General features: G+C 37.5%; 11 protein-coding genes and 1 pseudogene. 2 read left to right on the top strand and 10 right to left on the bottom strand.

Annotated elements, in window-relative coordinates; genetic code table 11:
• Positions 1–4 precede the first annotated feature (4 nt).
• The 4 genes from OXPF_RS08125 to OXPF_RS08110 all read right to left on the bottom strand — a co-directional run bounded on the left by OXPF_RS08125 (position 5) and on the right by OXPF_RS08110 (position 5,433).
• The gene (locus tag OXPF_RS08125) at positions 5–2,197 is read right to left on the bottom strand and encodes a hybrid sensor histidine kinase/response regulator (RefSeq protein WP_054874708.1); all 2,193 of its coding nucleotides are present in this window, start codon (positions 2,195–2,197) and stop codon (positions 5–7) included.
• 102 nt (positions 2,198–2,299) lie between these two features.
• Positions 2,300–3,340, bottom strand: a complete 1,041-nt coding sequence (locus tag OXPF_RS08120; RefSeq protein WP_054874707.1) for a CotS family spore coat protein — start codon at positions 3,338–3,340, stop codon at positions 2,300–2,302.
• Between the two features lie 13 nt (positions 3,341–3,353).
• Complete coding sequence (locus OXPF_RS08115) at positions 3,354–4,394, bottom strand: protein kinase family protein (protein ID WP_054874706.1); 1,041 nt, start codon at positions 4,392–4,394, stop codon at positions 3,354–3,356.
• 22 nt (positions 4,395–4,416) lie between these two features.
• A complete protein-coding gene (locus OXPF_RS08110; protein ID WP_054874705.1) occupies positions 4,417–5,433 on the bottom strand; it encodes a CotS family spore coat protein in 1,017 nt (338 codons plus the stop codon).
• A gap of 182 nt (positions 5,434–5,615) precedes the next feature.
• On the opposite strand from OXPF_RS08110, the gene OXPF_RS08105 reads away from it, so the two are divergent.
• Complete coding sequence (locus OXPF_RS08105; RefSeq protein WP_054874704.1) at positions 5,616–6,743, top strand: glycosyltransferase family 4 protein; 1,128 nt, start codon at positions 5,616–5,618, stop codon at positions 6,741–6,743.
• A gap of 41 nt (positions 6,744–6,784) precedes the next feature.
• Here the strand turns inward: OXPF_RS08105 and OXPF_RS08100 are convergent, their stop codons facing one another.
• From OXPF_RS08100 to OXPF_RS08090, 3 genes are read right to left on the bottom strand one after another with little or no spacing between them, the layout of a single operon-like run.
• A complete protein-coding gene (locus tag OXPF_RS08100; RefSeq protein WP_160317179.1) occupies positions 6,785–7,000 on the bottom strand; it encodes a hypothetical protein in 216 nt (71 codons plus the stop codon).
• Positions 7,001–7,012: 12 nt separating this feature from the next.
• Positions 7,013–8,203, bottom strand: coding sequence for a Ger(x)C family spore germination protein (locus OXPF_RS08095; RefSeq protein ID WP_054874702.1), 1,191 nt, complete (start codon positions 8,201–8,203; stop codon positions 7,013–7,015).
• 12 nt (positions 8,204–8,215) lie between these two features.
• A complete protein-coding gene (locus OXPF_RS08090) occupies positions 8,216–9,820 on the bottom strand; it encodes a spore germination protein (RefSeq protein ID WP_083479775.1) in 1,605 nt (534 codons plus the stop codon).
• Positions 9,821–9,981: 161 nt separating this feature from the next.
• On the opposite strand from OXPF_RS08090, the gene OXPF_RS08085 reads away from it, so the two are divergent.
• Positions 9,982–11,073 (top strand): GerAB/ArcD/ProY family transporter, encoded by a 1,092-nt coding sequence (locus tag OXPF_RS08085; protein WP_054874700.1) that lies wholly within the window; start codon positions 9,982–9,984, stop codon positions 11,071–11,073.
• Between the two features lie 34 nt (positions 11,074–11,107).
• On the opposite strand, the gene tyrS is transcribed toward OXPF_RS08085, so the two are convergent.
• The 3 genes and pseudogenes from tyrS to OXPF_RS08070 all read right to left on the bottom strand — a co-directional run bounded on the left by tyrS (position 11,108) and on the right by OXPF_RS08070 (position 15,357).
• A complete protein-coding gene (gene tyrS, locus OXPF_RS08080; protein WP_054874699.1) occupies positions 11,108–12,334 on the bottom strand; it encodes a tyrosine--tRNA ligase in 1,227 nt (408 codons plus the stop codon).
• Between the two features lie 182 nt (positions 12,335–12,516).
• Complete coding sequence (locus OXPF_RS08075; protein WP_054874698.1) at positions 12,517–12,786, bottom strand: ArsR/SmtB family transcription factor; 270 nt, start codon at positions 12,784–12,786, stop codon at positions 12,517–12,519.
• A 91-nt stretch (positions 12,787–12,877) separates the two neighbouring features.
• Positions 12,878–15,357 (bottom strand): annotated as a pseudogene (locus OXPF_RS08070) (CoA-disulfide reductase).
• Positions 15,358–15,522: the final 165 nt, after the last annotated feature.

Genomic DNA, 15,522 nt, shown 5'->3' with positions numbered 1-15,522 from the left:
TCATTTATGTTGTTTCAAATGCGACAGGCCCTTTGCCTATTATCTCCTGTAACACTTTTCCAAGCTCTTCAATGGTATATGGCTTTGCTATAACTCCGCTGAAACCATATTCCCTGTAATTTGCCATAACCGCGCTGTTTGAATATCCGCTTGATACAATGGCTTTCACATCCGGATCAAATTCAGTAAAATATTTGATTGCATCAAGACCTCCCATACCTCCAGGTATTGTCAAATCCATTATAACCGCATCAAAAGGCTTTTTATATTCAATATGCTCTTTGTAAATTCTCAGGGCATCGTCTCCGTCCGTTGCATACTCGGTATCATATCCTATATGGCTGAGCATCATTCCTACTACATCCCTTACCGCCTTTTCGTCGTCCATTATTAGTATCTTTCCGCTGTAGCTATAATCCTCTTCAACTACTTTATCTTCCGTAACGATATCGGTGGACGCAGGCAGATATATATTAAATCTGGTACCCTTTCCTTCCCATGATTCCACACTTATATGCCCGTTGTGCCTTTTGATGATGGAATAAGCAGTTGCAAGGCCCAACCCGCTTCCATTAGGCTTGGTAGTGAAATATGGGTCGAAAATTTTATTAAGATTTTTTTCAGGGATGCCGATTCCTTCATCTTCTATGGAAATTTGAATGTATTTTCTGTTTTCCAGTACAGGGATTGCCGATGATCCATCCTCTATATTATAAGCTTTAACCTGTATTTTGCCGCCCTTTGGCATGGCCTGTTTGGCATTTAAAATCAAATTATTAAATACCTGGTTAATCTGACTTTCATCTGCTTCAACAGCCCATAAATCATCGGGAACAAAAACTTCACCCAAAACATTTGAACCACTTAAAGTAAAGCTTATAGTATCCTTTAATATTTTCCCTATGGTCAATGTGGTAACAATAGGTTCTCCGCCTTTTGCAAAGGTCAAAAGCTGCCGTGTCAAATCCTTTGCCTGTAATGATGCCTTTTCAATATCAACAAGCCTGTCTAACGTTTTTTCTTTGTTACCTGCCTTAAAATGCATCATGGCAAGGGAAATATTCCCTATAATAGCTGTCAGTATATTATTAAAATCATGAGCAATACCGCCGGCCAAAGTTCCGATAGACTCTATTTTACCTGCCTTTATAACCTCTTCTTCCATATGAAGCTTCCTTGTTATATCACGAAAGACTATTACTATTCCTATCACATTATTATCATTATCATGTATAACGGCGCCGGTGTCTGATATAAAATATTCATCTCCATTCTTGTCAATGAGTATGGTGTGATTTTCAAAGCCGGCTCTTTGCCTGGGCATAAGCACTTTTTGCAGAGGATTTTCATAGGGTTTTCTGGTTTTTTCATCAATGATATTAAAAACCTTTGAAATGGGTTTTAATATTGCCTCTTCCTGTGACCATCCCGTTAATTCCTGAGCCCGCCTGTTCATCAATATGATCTTTCCTTCTGTATCTGTTGTTATAACTCCGTCTCCGATGCTATATAAAGTTACGGAATACAATTCTTTTTCTTCGGCTAATTCTTCTTCAGCCCTCATACGGCTTACAGCGCCTCCTATGCTGGCTGCCATGGTTATAATTGCTGATTTTTCACCATCCGACCAAATTCGCTCCCTTGCACAATCATGAAATCCTATAAATCCCCAAAACTCCTTTTCTACAAAAATAGGCACCATCATAAGAGAAAATATATTGTGCCCTTCAAACTTGGTTTTTTCTATCTCAGTAAACTCGCTTCGAAGCCTTGTGTAAATTGCACCGCCGGACAATACAGTGTATAAATTTTCCAAAATAGGTACATTGTATAAAATCCTCTGATGGGCAATATCATTAGTGTTAGCTCCAACAAGCCCCGATGTCCATTCAAACCTCTGGCGGGCAAAACACTGGCCCGAATTGTTATCAGTATAATTTTCAAAAATATAGACACGGTCCACCTTTGTCGCATTTCCTAATATGGAGAGCACTTCGGATATAGCCGTAGAAAAGTCGGTAATAGTTAAAAGTCTGGTACTGGCTTTTGCTATCTCTTTTAGCAGTATGCTGTGATTGCATAGCTCCGACTCTAGCCATTCGTACTGCTGTTTGATTCCTCTCAGTTCCGTAACCTGTCTTTGTAATTTGTATATTTCATCGATCAACTGCTGTTTAGATATCTCCAAATATCCCATATGCTGCACACCCTTCATATGACACTTACAAATATTTAAAATTCAACATGATAAGCAAATTTCCTGCACATATGGATTAATTTTACAAAAAAAAATAACGGGTTATATACCCGTTTTAACTTTCGACTTTATATACTCGAGGAAATTCAGCCTGTCTTCATAATATCCTGCTTTTCGAACCAGCCGGGATAAAAAATCCTCCTCATCCCATCTCTTGGTCTTCATATAATATTGCATGCTTATCTCATAAAAATCCTGGGGAAACGTCAAGAATCCATACAGTACCTCAACTTCTTCCTTTCTTAAGGCATCTATGCTGCTGTAATTTTCCAATATGCTCTGTGCCGTATTTACATCCCAGTTAAAGTATTTAATGGCTTTTACCATTATATTTGCCACATCATGTATCCTAAGATCCTTTATACAATTATCAAAATCAGAAAAATAAACTTTATTGCAGTCATCAATCATTACATTGTGATGAGCCAGGTTATGATGGCATATATTATTAATTTCCTCCGTCTCTTTACATAGCTCCTCATATTTTGATGATTTTAAGAGCTCTATGGATTGGGAGGCCTGATTCAAATACCTGACTACGTTTTCAAGATATAGTTTGTCAAATTCGGTTTTTATTTCATGAAGCTGGGCTATCTCTTTAAATTTTAATAAATCGCAAGCCCTTTTCTCAAAGTCGGGAATCCACTTAAAGAGATTATTTCTCTTTTCCATAATACCCTTCATTCCCCTGGTAAACTTATGAAAAATACACAATTCACGGGATACATTTGATACATCCGAAGGGTTTTGATAATCGGCCTCTCTTGACTTTATAAGATTTAACACTACATATATTCCATCGGATTTTTTTACATAATACCGTCCGTCAGTGGTATTCATGTAAGTGACTATATTTGAATATCCCTTATCCAGTAAATGCTCTGTTACCGAATTTGTAAATTCCAGCTCCTGCAGAGAATAATTGATTTTTTTAAGTACTTTTACGCCTTTATCTGTATATAAAATATATACGGACCTTATTGGTACTATATCATCAACTTTGATATCATATAACTCGAATATATCCGTTGTAAGTTCATAAGTAACAAGATAAGCTTTATCTCTGTATCTTGATAAATCCATAAGCTACCTCCAGTCAACTAAAGCTTTGAAAGCTCAGTGCATCTGCAATCTTGCTCTTTCTATCCTCTAAATCTATGGCATATAATAATTTCTTTAAATACAATTCTTCGCTCCACTTATCCTTGCCTTTATAAAACCTGGAGCACACCTTTTCTATTTCCTGGGGGAAAATCAAAAATGCTTTAATGATATTTATACTGTTTGAATCAAGGCAATTTTTATCCTCATACTCTTTTATAAGGCTTTTTATGAGTTTAATTCCTTTTTTATAATCATACTCAGCTATCTTTTCCAAAAAATCCGCTATATCTCTTTCCACGATATCATATCTGCATTTGTTCAGGGTTTTTAAATATACGTCGGAATTTTTTATATAAAAATTGGACAGTTTAAAGCTGCCCAATACTATCTGGCGGCTTATCATGCTTTTCTCTACAATATCTATATATGAACTTTGCTTTAATATTTTTATTGCTTTATCCATCTTTTCCAAAAACATAGGTGAATATTTTATATAGTTTTCTTCAAAATCAGATCGCCCTGTTTTATTTTCCAATTGCTCCCTATACCTTTTCAAGCACCTGTATTGCTTTTTATATTTTTCCATCCATTTGCCCCAGTCGCATTTATACCTGCCGCCTTGGGGAGGGCTGTATCCCATGGAGCATTTATGAAACTCCGCCATGGTCTTAATAAATTTAATTTCATTTCCTTCCAGAGGAAAATTCCCTTGATAATCATCTTCTATAAAGGCAGACAGCATATAAAACCTGTTTTTAAAGCTTATATACTTCTTACCCTTTGCGGTGGCATAAATTTTATTTGTTTTTTTGAAGCCCTTTTCACGTGTATAATCGTATATCCCATTTATGAATATCAGATGTGATTCTGTACAATCCAGGTTTAGAACGTGAATCTTTTCTTTTTTTGAAGTCAAAACATAATTGCCGCAGTTCATTACATCTATTTTTTTTACTTCAAGATTGTATTCATTCTCAATAAGTGCCGTTAATCCATTTAAAAAGTCCTCTTCCTCATATTGAAGCAGCTTCATTGTCATACCCCCCATGCCATTCTCAAATTTCTATGCTATCTTTGAATTCATCAAGAAACTGTTGCCGCTCAATTTTATCAGTAATAACATTATCCAGTCTTTTATTGAAATTATTTTCTTCCCATCTTTGCTTTTCAACATAGTATTGAAGTCCTACCTGCCAAAAATCCTGTGGAAATTCCATAAATGCGTTTATAACCGGTATTTCTTCTTCCTCCAAATATCCATACCGGGAATAACAGTCAATAATATACTGTGCTCTTTCAATGTTCCAGTTACCATGCTTCATATTCCTTATTATAAGGCTTGAGAGATCATGAATTCTGGTATCACATATGCAATAATCAAAATCGATTATAAAAGCTTTAAGGTCATCGGTTATGAGGACGTTATGATGAGCATAATCATGATGGCAAAATCCTTTTTTCATGCTCTCTTTTTTTGACAGTTCCAAATACTTGCTTTTTTTTAGGTGCTCTATGGCTGATGCGCCCTGAGAATAAAAATAATCAAAATACTCAAGATACATCTTATCAAAATAGGTATGATTAGGCTTAGCTGTTATTATCTTTCTGAAACTAAGCATCTCATCCATTCTTGCCATAAACTTTTCCACCCATTTACCCCAGTAAATCCTCGGTTCTGCATTCTTTACAGGCTTATAATCAAGGGAGGCGTTGTGAAGCTTTGATAATGTCACTGCCGCCAATCTTAGCTCCACAGGATTTTGATAATTGCATTCCCTGCTCTTAATCCAGTCTGTTAAAAAATAATAATAGCCTTCATATTCTATAAAAAGCTCTCCTTTGTTGGTGGGGATAAATGGAATTATACTTTCGAAACCTTGCTCTAATAAATGGTTCATTGCAGATAAAATAAAGAGGAAGTGTCCCTTCCCGTATTTTACTCTCTTTAAGCATTTATCACCACTTTCTGTATTTATCCTCAATACATTTTTAACAGGCGTAATAAAATTGATATTTATATCATACTTTAGAGATAGATAATCTCTAATATCGGCTGTTCTATGTTCCTGCATCCATATACCTCTCCCATTTACTATGCTGACGACAAACACTCTATATGTATTATATGAAGGTTTCAATTTTGTGTGACAAATGGACCTTTTGTACAATATTTAAAAAATATGCACAATAAGAATACATAATCAATATCTATAAATATAAGCACAATTTTGTATGTCTTAAAGGAGTGAAATGGATGCTGATATCCATAGATGCCAGGGGGGCCACATGGTATGCCGGAACAGGCATTGGCACTTACACAAGGCAAGTTTTAAAACATATTCTTGAAATTGACAGGCAAAATGATTATTATCTCTTCTGGTCGGGCAGGGATTATGAAGCATTAAGTGCCAGGGATAATGTAAAAATCAGTATATCCAGCAGAAAACATCACAGGTTCTGGGAACAGTATTATATTCCCGATATTTTAAAAACCAAGAATGTAGATGTGTATCATCTTCCCCAAAACGGCATTGGGCTTCCTCAGAATAAAAGCTCCTTGTATGTTGCCACCGTACATGATTTAATACCTTACATCATGCCTGAAACAGTGGGAAAGGGATACCTTGCCAAATTCATTTCTCAGATGCCGGCAATAATATCAAACTTGGATATGATAATAACTGTCTCAGAATGGTCTAAGAAGGATATTATGAGAATATTCGGTATTCCCGAAGAAAAAATAGTAGTGACCCATCTTGCAGCAGACGATATATTTATGCCTTTAGATAAAAGCTCTTCTTTAAATTATGTTAAGGAAAATTACGGCATAGATGACAATATAATATTATATTTAGGAGGCTTCAGCCCCAGGAAGAATGTAAAATCCATACTTTTAGCTTTTTCAATGATACATTCCAAATTATCAAAAGATTACAGGATAGTAATAATCGGCTCGGCAAAGGATGATCATCAGTTTTTAATAAAACTTTCTCAAAACTTAGGAATAGGAGACAAGGTATTTTTTACAGGATATGTACCCTACGATGATCTCCCATATTTTTATAATTCAGCCGAGCTTTTTGTCTATCCCTCCCTTTATGAAGGTTTTGGACTTCCTATTCTGGAGGCTATGAAATGCGGTACGCCCACAATTACGTCCAATGTGTCCTCCATACCTGAAATTGCAGGCGACGGAGCCTTGCTGATAAATCCCTTCGACACGGAAAAGCTTGCAGATGCTATGTCAAAGGTGTTGGAGGACAATGAAATAAAATCCGGCCTCATCGCTAAAGGTTTGGAACGGGCTTCCCTTTTCAGCTGGAGAAAGACAGCTCATGAGACCTTGAAAGTATATGGAAATGTTTACAATAATAACAAATAGCAGTAAGTTTTCCTACTGCTATTTGTTATTATAATAGAGCCTTATTTCCCCAACAAGGTCTTACCTATAGGCTCAAAAAATTTAGAAATATATTCATTATGGCTTGGCAGTTCAACCCCACTGATCAACAAAGAACCTATGACTGCAGCAGTAGTCATTAACAACCCATAGACTGCAACTGTCCCTGGATTTACTTTACCCCACATGGCTTTAATCTGAAAAAAAGATATAATCATCAGGCAAATAATAAAAATCACAATAATAACCAACTATTCCTTTATCACCTCGTTTTCTCTTAAATACAAAGGAGGACCTGACATACCTGTCTGTTTTGCGGCAAAATCAACTGTAACTTCTATTTCCGTATTTGGAAAAACCTCATCCCATTTATTTTTAAGTTTTTTCCACTCTTTTGGATTTTCTCTGTTAATGACACTTCCAAAGCCTACTATATCCGCCTTAAATTCATCTTTAATAATTTTAATAGTGGTTAATACCTGTTTTTTGATTTCTTCCTCCGCAGCCTCTTCTGCAAGCTTTGTATTTTTGGGGTTGGTGAAATCAAGCTTTGTGCCATTGCCATGTATAGCGCCTTCACCGCTTAATAAAACTTCAAATTTTATTTTATCGCCGTTAATATAAGGCTTTATTTTTACATCTGAAGTTATAACATCTATGCTTATTTCTCCTTCAATACCGGGGATCTCTGTTGTCACCAGACCGTTGTGAAGCCTCCCCGCCAACCAGAGATATCCGTTGGTGCTTTCCCCGTCAAGGTATCCTACAAGCTTTAAATCTTTAAAAACCGCTATCCCCGCTAATTTAAAACCCTCTGTACCTTTATCTGCTTCTATCACTGTGGCAATAGGCTGAATACCTTCACTGGATGAGGCAATTAAAAAATCCCTGATGGTTACTTCCACACCTACACCGATATTTATCATCTCTCTCATTGCTTCTGCCGGAACACGTTCCATAGGGTATTTCATTCTAAGTATATCTGAGCCCCTGCTTCCCTTAGCCACAAGCATGTGGGTACGCAGCCGGTTTTGAGGATCACGGCTTATGGAATCCAATACTTCTCCTATTCCCAGTTTTGCCAGCTCTTCTCCGATTACGATTACTCTTCTGTGGCCTCTGAATAGCCTTCTTGAAAAACCCATTTGTATCTGACTTTGTGCTTCTCCCGGATCAATGCCCACAGCCGATTCAACTATAAAGCTTTTTTTACTTTCACTTCCTGCACCGGCCTCGCCGGCTCCCAGACCTCCTCCTGAAGGAAGCATTACCTGAGATGTGCCTAAAAGTTTGCCGTCCGGTGCCGTATCAAAGGCACTGGCCATAATGAGGGCTATGTCGTTTACCTCCACCCTGTCCCAGCAGCCTGTTGATAAAAGTATGGGGATTACCGATAATATGCAAAGCAAAGGCTTTATAATAATATACTCTTTGCGCTTCATAATTTTGCCCCCTTATTTTTGTGAGTCTTTCCTCTCCTGCTCGGTTTCTGGTTTTTGTCCTTCCGGTACGCGTATTTCATTATAACTTGTTATAAGCTCCGGTCTTTTATGCATATTCCAATGGGGTGCTCTGATTAAAACATCCTTTAAGCCTTTAAGGTTTAAAGGGGCTACAGGTGATAAGTAAGGTATTCCGAAAGATCGGAGGCCTACAAGATGTATCAGCATTGCCATAACTCCTAATGTCACCCCATACAACCCAAAAGAACCTGCCATAAGTATTAAGGGAAATCTGAGCATTCTGACGGCAAAAGCAAAATCATAGCGGGGCATGGTAAAGGAAGCAATTCCGGTTAGTGAAACTACAATTACCATAGGAGCTGATACCAATCCTGCCTCTACTGCCGCCTGGCCTATAACTAATGCTCCTACTATGCTCACTGCCTGGCCTACAGGTTTAGGAAGCCTTACACCTGCTTCCCTTAAAGCTTCAAAAGTCACTTCCATTATGAGAGCTTCAATCACTGCCGGAAAAGGGCTGGGCTCCCTTGCATCTACGATGCTCATCAAAAGCTTTGGGGGTATCATTTGCTGATGAAACGTAGAGACAGCAACATAAAGCGCCGGAACAAGCAGCGATATAAACATAAAACTCAAACGAATCCATCTGATAATTGTACCCATACTGAAGCGCTCATAATAATCCTCATTAGCGTGAACCTGCCCCCAGAATACCACCGGCACTAATAATACAAAAGGGGTATTATCAGTAAATATTGCTACCTTTCCTTCTAACATGGCAGCTGCTACCACATCCGGACGCTCGGTGTTTTGTACGAGAGGAAAAAGAGTATAAGGTTCATCCTCGATGAATTCTTCTATATATCCTGATTCCAATACGGCGTCAATTTTAATCTTGCCAAGCCGCTTCCTTACTTCCTCAATAACCGATTCTTCAGCTACTCCTTTTATATAGGTTATAATTATATTGCTTTTTGACATCTCTCCTATAGTCGATAATTCCATTTTCAGCTTGGGAGTCTTAAGCCTTCTTCTCAGCATGCTTATATTTATCCTTATATCCTCAGTGAAGCCTTCTCTCGGCCCTCTTATGACTGTTTCAGTCACAGGCTCGTTTATATTGCGCCTTTGGCCTCCGCCTATAGCCGCTGCAAATATAACCGGCTCATTTTCCACAAGGATTATGGCATTTCCGTCTAATATGGCTTTTACAGCTTCTTCTATTGATGAAATATCTTTTAGCTGTCCAACGGGGATTACCTGTTCCTTTAAAAAATCTCCTATATTCATATCATTAATATTAAGAAAAGCATTCTCTTTCATCAAGTTATCTATTATCATGTCATCTAAAATTTTATTGTCGACAAGTCCGTCAGCATATATAATGAGAGCCTTTTTCTCCCCCAGAATTTTTATGCTCCTAAAAACAACATCATAACAGCTGCTGAATATATTCTTGAAAATGTTCTCATTTTCATCTATATCACAAGTTAATTCACATTGCTTTTGAATATTCTCATCATCTTTTAGTATTTTTTCATATACTTTGCCATTCTCTTTTTTTTTGATAGGTTTTGGTTTTATAAGTTTTTTCATTATATCACCCGGAAGTCTTATATATGATTTATTAATGATTTACTATATAGGATGCCCTTTACTTCATTTACTTATGTTATAAGTGCTCAATCCTTAAGCTTTTTATTATAGCAGAATATGTTTTCTTATGATGGGGAAACTTTTTTATATGGGGTGATATAATGTCGGGAAAAGATAAAGAGCGAATTTCCAGTGTAGAATTGTGGGCTGCCATGTGCATACATATGATTTCAAGCGCGATGATAGTACCTATTGGAGGCCTTGCCGGTCATCAATCCTGGATTTCAGCCATTATAGCAGTATTTTTGGGCTCTTTATACATACTGGTGGCAGCACATCTTTGTGATATTCATTCCGGTAAATCCATAATAGAGATTTCAAAATCCTTATTAGGGAAATGGGTATCCAAATTTATAGGACTTATATATGCATTATACTCATTTCAAGGCGCAACCTTCATTTTAAGGGATCATTGGCAGTTTACCATTAATGTGGCATTGCCCAACACTCCTGTTGTAGTGATTTCCGCTTCCATAATGCTTCTTGTCATATGGATAGCTTATGAAGGGATAGAATCCATGGCAAGGATCTCCATATTATTTTTCCCCATCATAATATTTTATTTAATAATTGCCTTTATATTATTGGGCAGAGACTTGAATTTCCAGAACCTGCTTCCCATAACAGGCGGCGATACAAGAAAAATATTGTATTCTGCTCTTCAGATTAGCACTCTGCCATTAAGCCTAGGAGGTATTTTTGTTATGATTTTTCCTCATTTAAAAGACGGAAAAAGCACTAAAACACCCTCCCTTCTGGCTGTTACGACTGCAGGATTGTTCATAATAGCCTCTAACATAATGAATATACTTGTATTGGGACCTCTTGCTCCAAAATTAACCTATCCTGCATATACATCTTACTCTTATATACAGGTGGCGGATTTTTTAGACAGGGCAGAAATACTCATTTATACTCTCTTCATTGCCATTAATTTTATAAAAATGAGTATCTCTTTTTATGCATGCTCCCTTTGCATTTCAAAGATTTTCTCAATTAAAGACTACCGTGTTGTCCTGGTACCCTTGGGAATTTTAGTTGTAGAGCACTCATTATTTATAGTACGGAGCCAGCCTGAACATATAAACCTTATTACATATTCCTGGTCATGGTATGCTCTTATTTTTCATCTTGTGATACCCCTCACTTTATTAATAGTTTCAATAGTTAAAAGAAGGCTAAAAAATGCATAAGTTATGGGCTGTGCTTTGCACAGCCCATAACTTATTATTCAAGAACTATTCTATGATATACTTTTTTTCCTTTTTTTATCATAAGTTTTCCATCAGAAAAATCGTCATCAGTTACAGCCTTGTCAAAATCCTCTACTTTTTCATCATTTACATAAATACCGCCTTGTTTTATTAGGCGTTTTGCCTCGGCTTTAGATGGAGCAAGTTCAGTTAATACCAGCAAATCCACTACTTTTGAGTTTTCGCTCAATACAGCCTTTGATATATTAGTTGAAGGTATATTCTCTGAATCCGCACCGCCTCCAAACAAGGCTTCGGCGGCTGCTTTTGCCTTATTAGCTTCTTCTTCGCCATGAACAAGCTTCGTTACTTCAAAGGCCAGTACCTTTTTTGCCTCGTTTATCTCCTGCCCTTCCAAGGCCCCAAGTTTATTGACCTCATCCATTGGAAGGAAGGTTAAAAGGCATAGGCATTTTTTAACATCGGCATCATCCACGTTTCTCCAGTACTGATAAAATTCATATGGACTTGTTTTATTGGGATCCAGCCAGATTGCCCCTGACTCGGTTTTACCCATTTTCTTACCTGTACTGGTAGTTAAAAGAGTAAATGTCATGCCGTAAGCTTCGGCTCCTTCTACACGGCGTATCAGATCAGCCCCTGCCAGGATGTTTGACCATTGGTCATCTCCGCCCAGCTGCAGACGGCATCCGTATCTTTTATATAATTCGAGAAAGTCATATGCCTGCATTATCATATAATTAAATTCTAGGAATGTAAGGCCCTTCTCCAATCTGTTTTTATAGCATTCAGCCGTAAGCATTCTGTTTACGGAAAAATGGACTCCGATTTCACGAAGGAAATTAACATAATTTATATCCAGAAGCCAGTTTGCATTATTGTCCATAATGGCTTTGTTATCGCTGAAGTCTATGAGCTTTGAGAATTGGTTTTTGAAGGACTCGGCATTTTTATTTATCTCTTCTCTGGTAAGCATTTTTCTCATATCCGTTTTTCCGGAGGGATCGCCTACCATTGCCGTGCCGCCGCCTAATAGTGCAATAGGTATGTGGCCTGCTCTTTGCATGTGAGCCATTACTATCATCTGCAAAAAATGTCCCACATGAAGGCTGTCGGCCGTGGGGTCGAAACCTATATAAAATGTTACCCTTCCTTTTGAAAGAAGCTCTTTTAAAGGCTCTTCATGGGTCACCTGCTCAATAAAGCCTCTTTCTAAAAGTACGTCATATACATTAGCCAAGATAATTCCTCCCTGCTTAATTTAAGGAACGCATTTATGATTATACTAAAATTCCCTCTGTTTTATACGCCCTTTTAAATACGGTATTCACAGCGTTTATGTTCATATATTATACTATACGCACCAATATTTGTCTATTGTAATAGCTATATGAAACAAAGGCGGCCTATAGGCCGCCTTTGTTAGAAAAGTGCTTCAATTATTTTTTTAATATCCTGATCTACTACTTTATAGCATATTTCAAGGCCGTTTCTCTCCCCTTCGATAATCCTGGCAGCTTTCAGCTTAGCCAGATGCTGAGATATTGTAGATTGGGGAAGGTTTAAGCATTCCTGTATTTTGGTGACATTGCACTGGCTCTCAATCAAGCCTTTGACGATGCACAGCCTCACAGGATGAGCAATAGCTTTTAATATTTCGCTTTTGGCATCGTAAATATCCATATTCTCCATAAATTCCACCATTCTGCCATGTTCTATAGCATACAGATTTATATATCCTTATATATTCTTATGCTTTTAATTGGGTGCTGATTAAATTAATTTATATAAATAAATTAGTATCTGCAGTCTCTGCCGAAGCTAAATATGAAGCGACTCCGCCTATTTCAATACCCGGTATCAATTCTTCTTCTTTAATTCCCATGATATCCATGGACATGGAGCAGGCCACCAGCCTTACCCCCTGTACCTTTGCCTGTTCAATCAATTCATCAAGAGAGAATACGTTCTTTTTATCCATGATATATCTTATCATTTTACCACCCATTCCGCCCATATTCATTTTTGACAGGCCTAACTTACTGGTACCTCTTGGCATCATCATTCCAAACATAGACTCCAGAAAGCTCTTTTTGACTTTTATGTTATCATTTTTCCTTAGAACATTCAATCCCCAAAAGGTAAAGAACATGGTCACCTTTCTCCCCATAGCGGCTGCACCGTTTGCTATTATAAAAGATGCAATAGCTTTATCCAAATCTCCGCTGAATACCACCATGGTTTTATCATTGCCTCCTAAGGAAACATTTGATAAGTCCATATTTTTCTCTATCCCTTTTTTAATAAGAGCTTTAATCACCTTGCCTTCTCTTGATGAGCCCTTAAATTCATTTCCCGTACGATTGCACCAGGATTCCACATCAGCGCCGAAAGCCGGATCGGTTGCTCTTACTTCAAGTATTTGTCCTGCTTTCATTGAATCCAGAGCCTCTTTGACCTTTATGATGGGTCCAGGGCACTGCAATCCGCAGGCATCCAGCTTTATAGATGATGTTACCTCGATTTTTTCATCAGAGGGGATTTCAGTAAATGCAACTTCTGCTTTTGGATCTATATTACTTCTTTTTTTTTAGGAGAATCTTCCTTATTGGCTTCTATAACCGGATAATATGTGCTGCAGCCTCCGCTTAAATTATATACATCCTTGAATCCATTCTGCGCAAGTATTCTTAAGGCTAAATACCCTCTTAAACCGACTTTGCAAAATACAATAATTTTTTTATCCCTTGGGAATTCATCCAATCTATTTCGCATTTCATCAAGGGGAATATTTACTGCATCCTCTATAGTTCCAAGGCTGTATTCCATGGGAGTCCTTACATCAACAAGTATGGATTCTTCTTTATCCAATCTTTCTATTTCATCCCAGTGTATTACTTTGTTGTCTCCCTTTAATATATTTGAAGCAACATATCCGGCCATATTAACAGGGTCCTTTGCTGATGAATATGGAGGTGCATAGCTTAGTTCCAGCTTTTCCAAATCATATACTGTCATACCTGCTCTAATTGCAGTTGCCAGCACATCAATCCTCTTTTCTACCCCTTCAAATCCTACTGCCTGAGCTCCTAACACCTTTCCGTCTTCTGGTGAAAATATGATTTTCATTGATATGGTTGATGAACCTGGATAATATGATGCATGAGAAGCTGAATGAGTATATGATTTTTCATAAGGTATATCAAACCTTCTTAAAAGCTTTTCATTATTTCCCGTTGATGCCACAGTCATATCAAATATCTTTAAAACCGACGTGCCCTGAGTACCGTCATAAGTTTCATTTCGGCCGCAAACATTATCCGCCGCAATTCTTCCCTGCTTGTTAGCAGGTCCGGCAAGGGGCACCAGGCTTTGTTTTCCGTTTATATAATCTATAACTTCGATTGCATCTCCCACTGCATATATATTTGAATCCGATGTTTTCAAGGTTTGATCAACCTTTATTCCGCCTCTTTCTCCCAACTCCAGGCCAGCGTCCTTTGCCAGGGAAACTTCGGGACGAACACCAATTCCTAAGACTACCATGTCAGCTTCAATTTTTGCACCGCTGTTTAACTCAACTTCTGAATAGCCTGTATTATGCTTTATACCCTTTAACCCATCTCCTAAATAAAATTCAATGCCTTTTTCTTTCATATAGTTTTGTACAATTGCAGCCATTTCGAAATCAATGGGAGCTAAAACCTGATTAGAAAGCTCGACTAATTTTACATCCAGGCCTCTCTCTTTTAAATTTTCTGCAATTTCAAGGCCAATAAATCCGCCTCCTACCACAACCGCACTCTCCGGCTTTTCATTATCCACATAATCCTTTATGCTTAAGGTATCCGGAACATTTCTCAGTGTAAATACATTCTTTGCATTTACTCCTTCCAAATCCGGCTTTATGGGTGACGCACCGGGTGACAGTATGAGCTTATCATAGCTCTCCGTATACCTTTTATCATTTTTTCTGTCATATATTTCAACTTCTTTTGTTTCCCTGTGAATTCTCACAACTTCACTTAGAACTCTTACATCTATGTTGAATCTTTTTTTCATGCCTTCCGGTGTCTGAACAAGCAAATTTTCCTCATTCCGTATAACCTCACCGATATAATATGGCAGTCCGCAGTTTGCGAAGGATATATGTTCCCCTCTTTCAAAGAGTATGATTTCACTTTTCTCATCATTTCGTCTCAGCCTTGCAGCTGCGGAAGCTCCGCCTGCAACTCCGCCTATGATTATAACCTTCATGTTTATCCCTCCTGATTTTTAATCCTTATATCTATATATTACGATATATAAATATAAAAGTCAAAAACTTTTGTAAAAAATAAAACACAAAAGAATTTTATCTTTTGCGTTTCATTCTCTGTAAAGCTTATATACAAATTTTAATTTAAAATACATTGCTTAATATTGGCT

Origin of the sequence: Oxobacter pfennigii (assembly GCF_001317355.1) — a bacterium.
Taxonomy (GTDB): Bacteria; Bacillota; Clostridia; order Clostridiales; family Oxobacteraceae; genus Oxobacter; species Oxobacter pfennigii.
The sequence above is the reverse complement of the archived record's forward strand: the minus strand, read 5'-3'. Positions and strand labels throughout refer to the sequence as shown.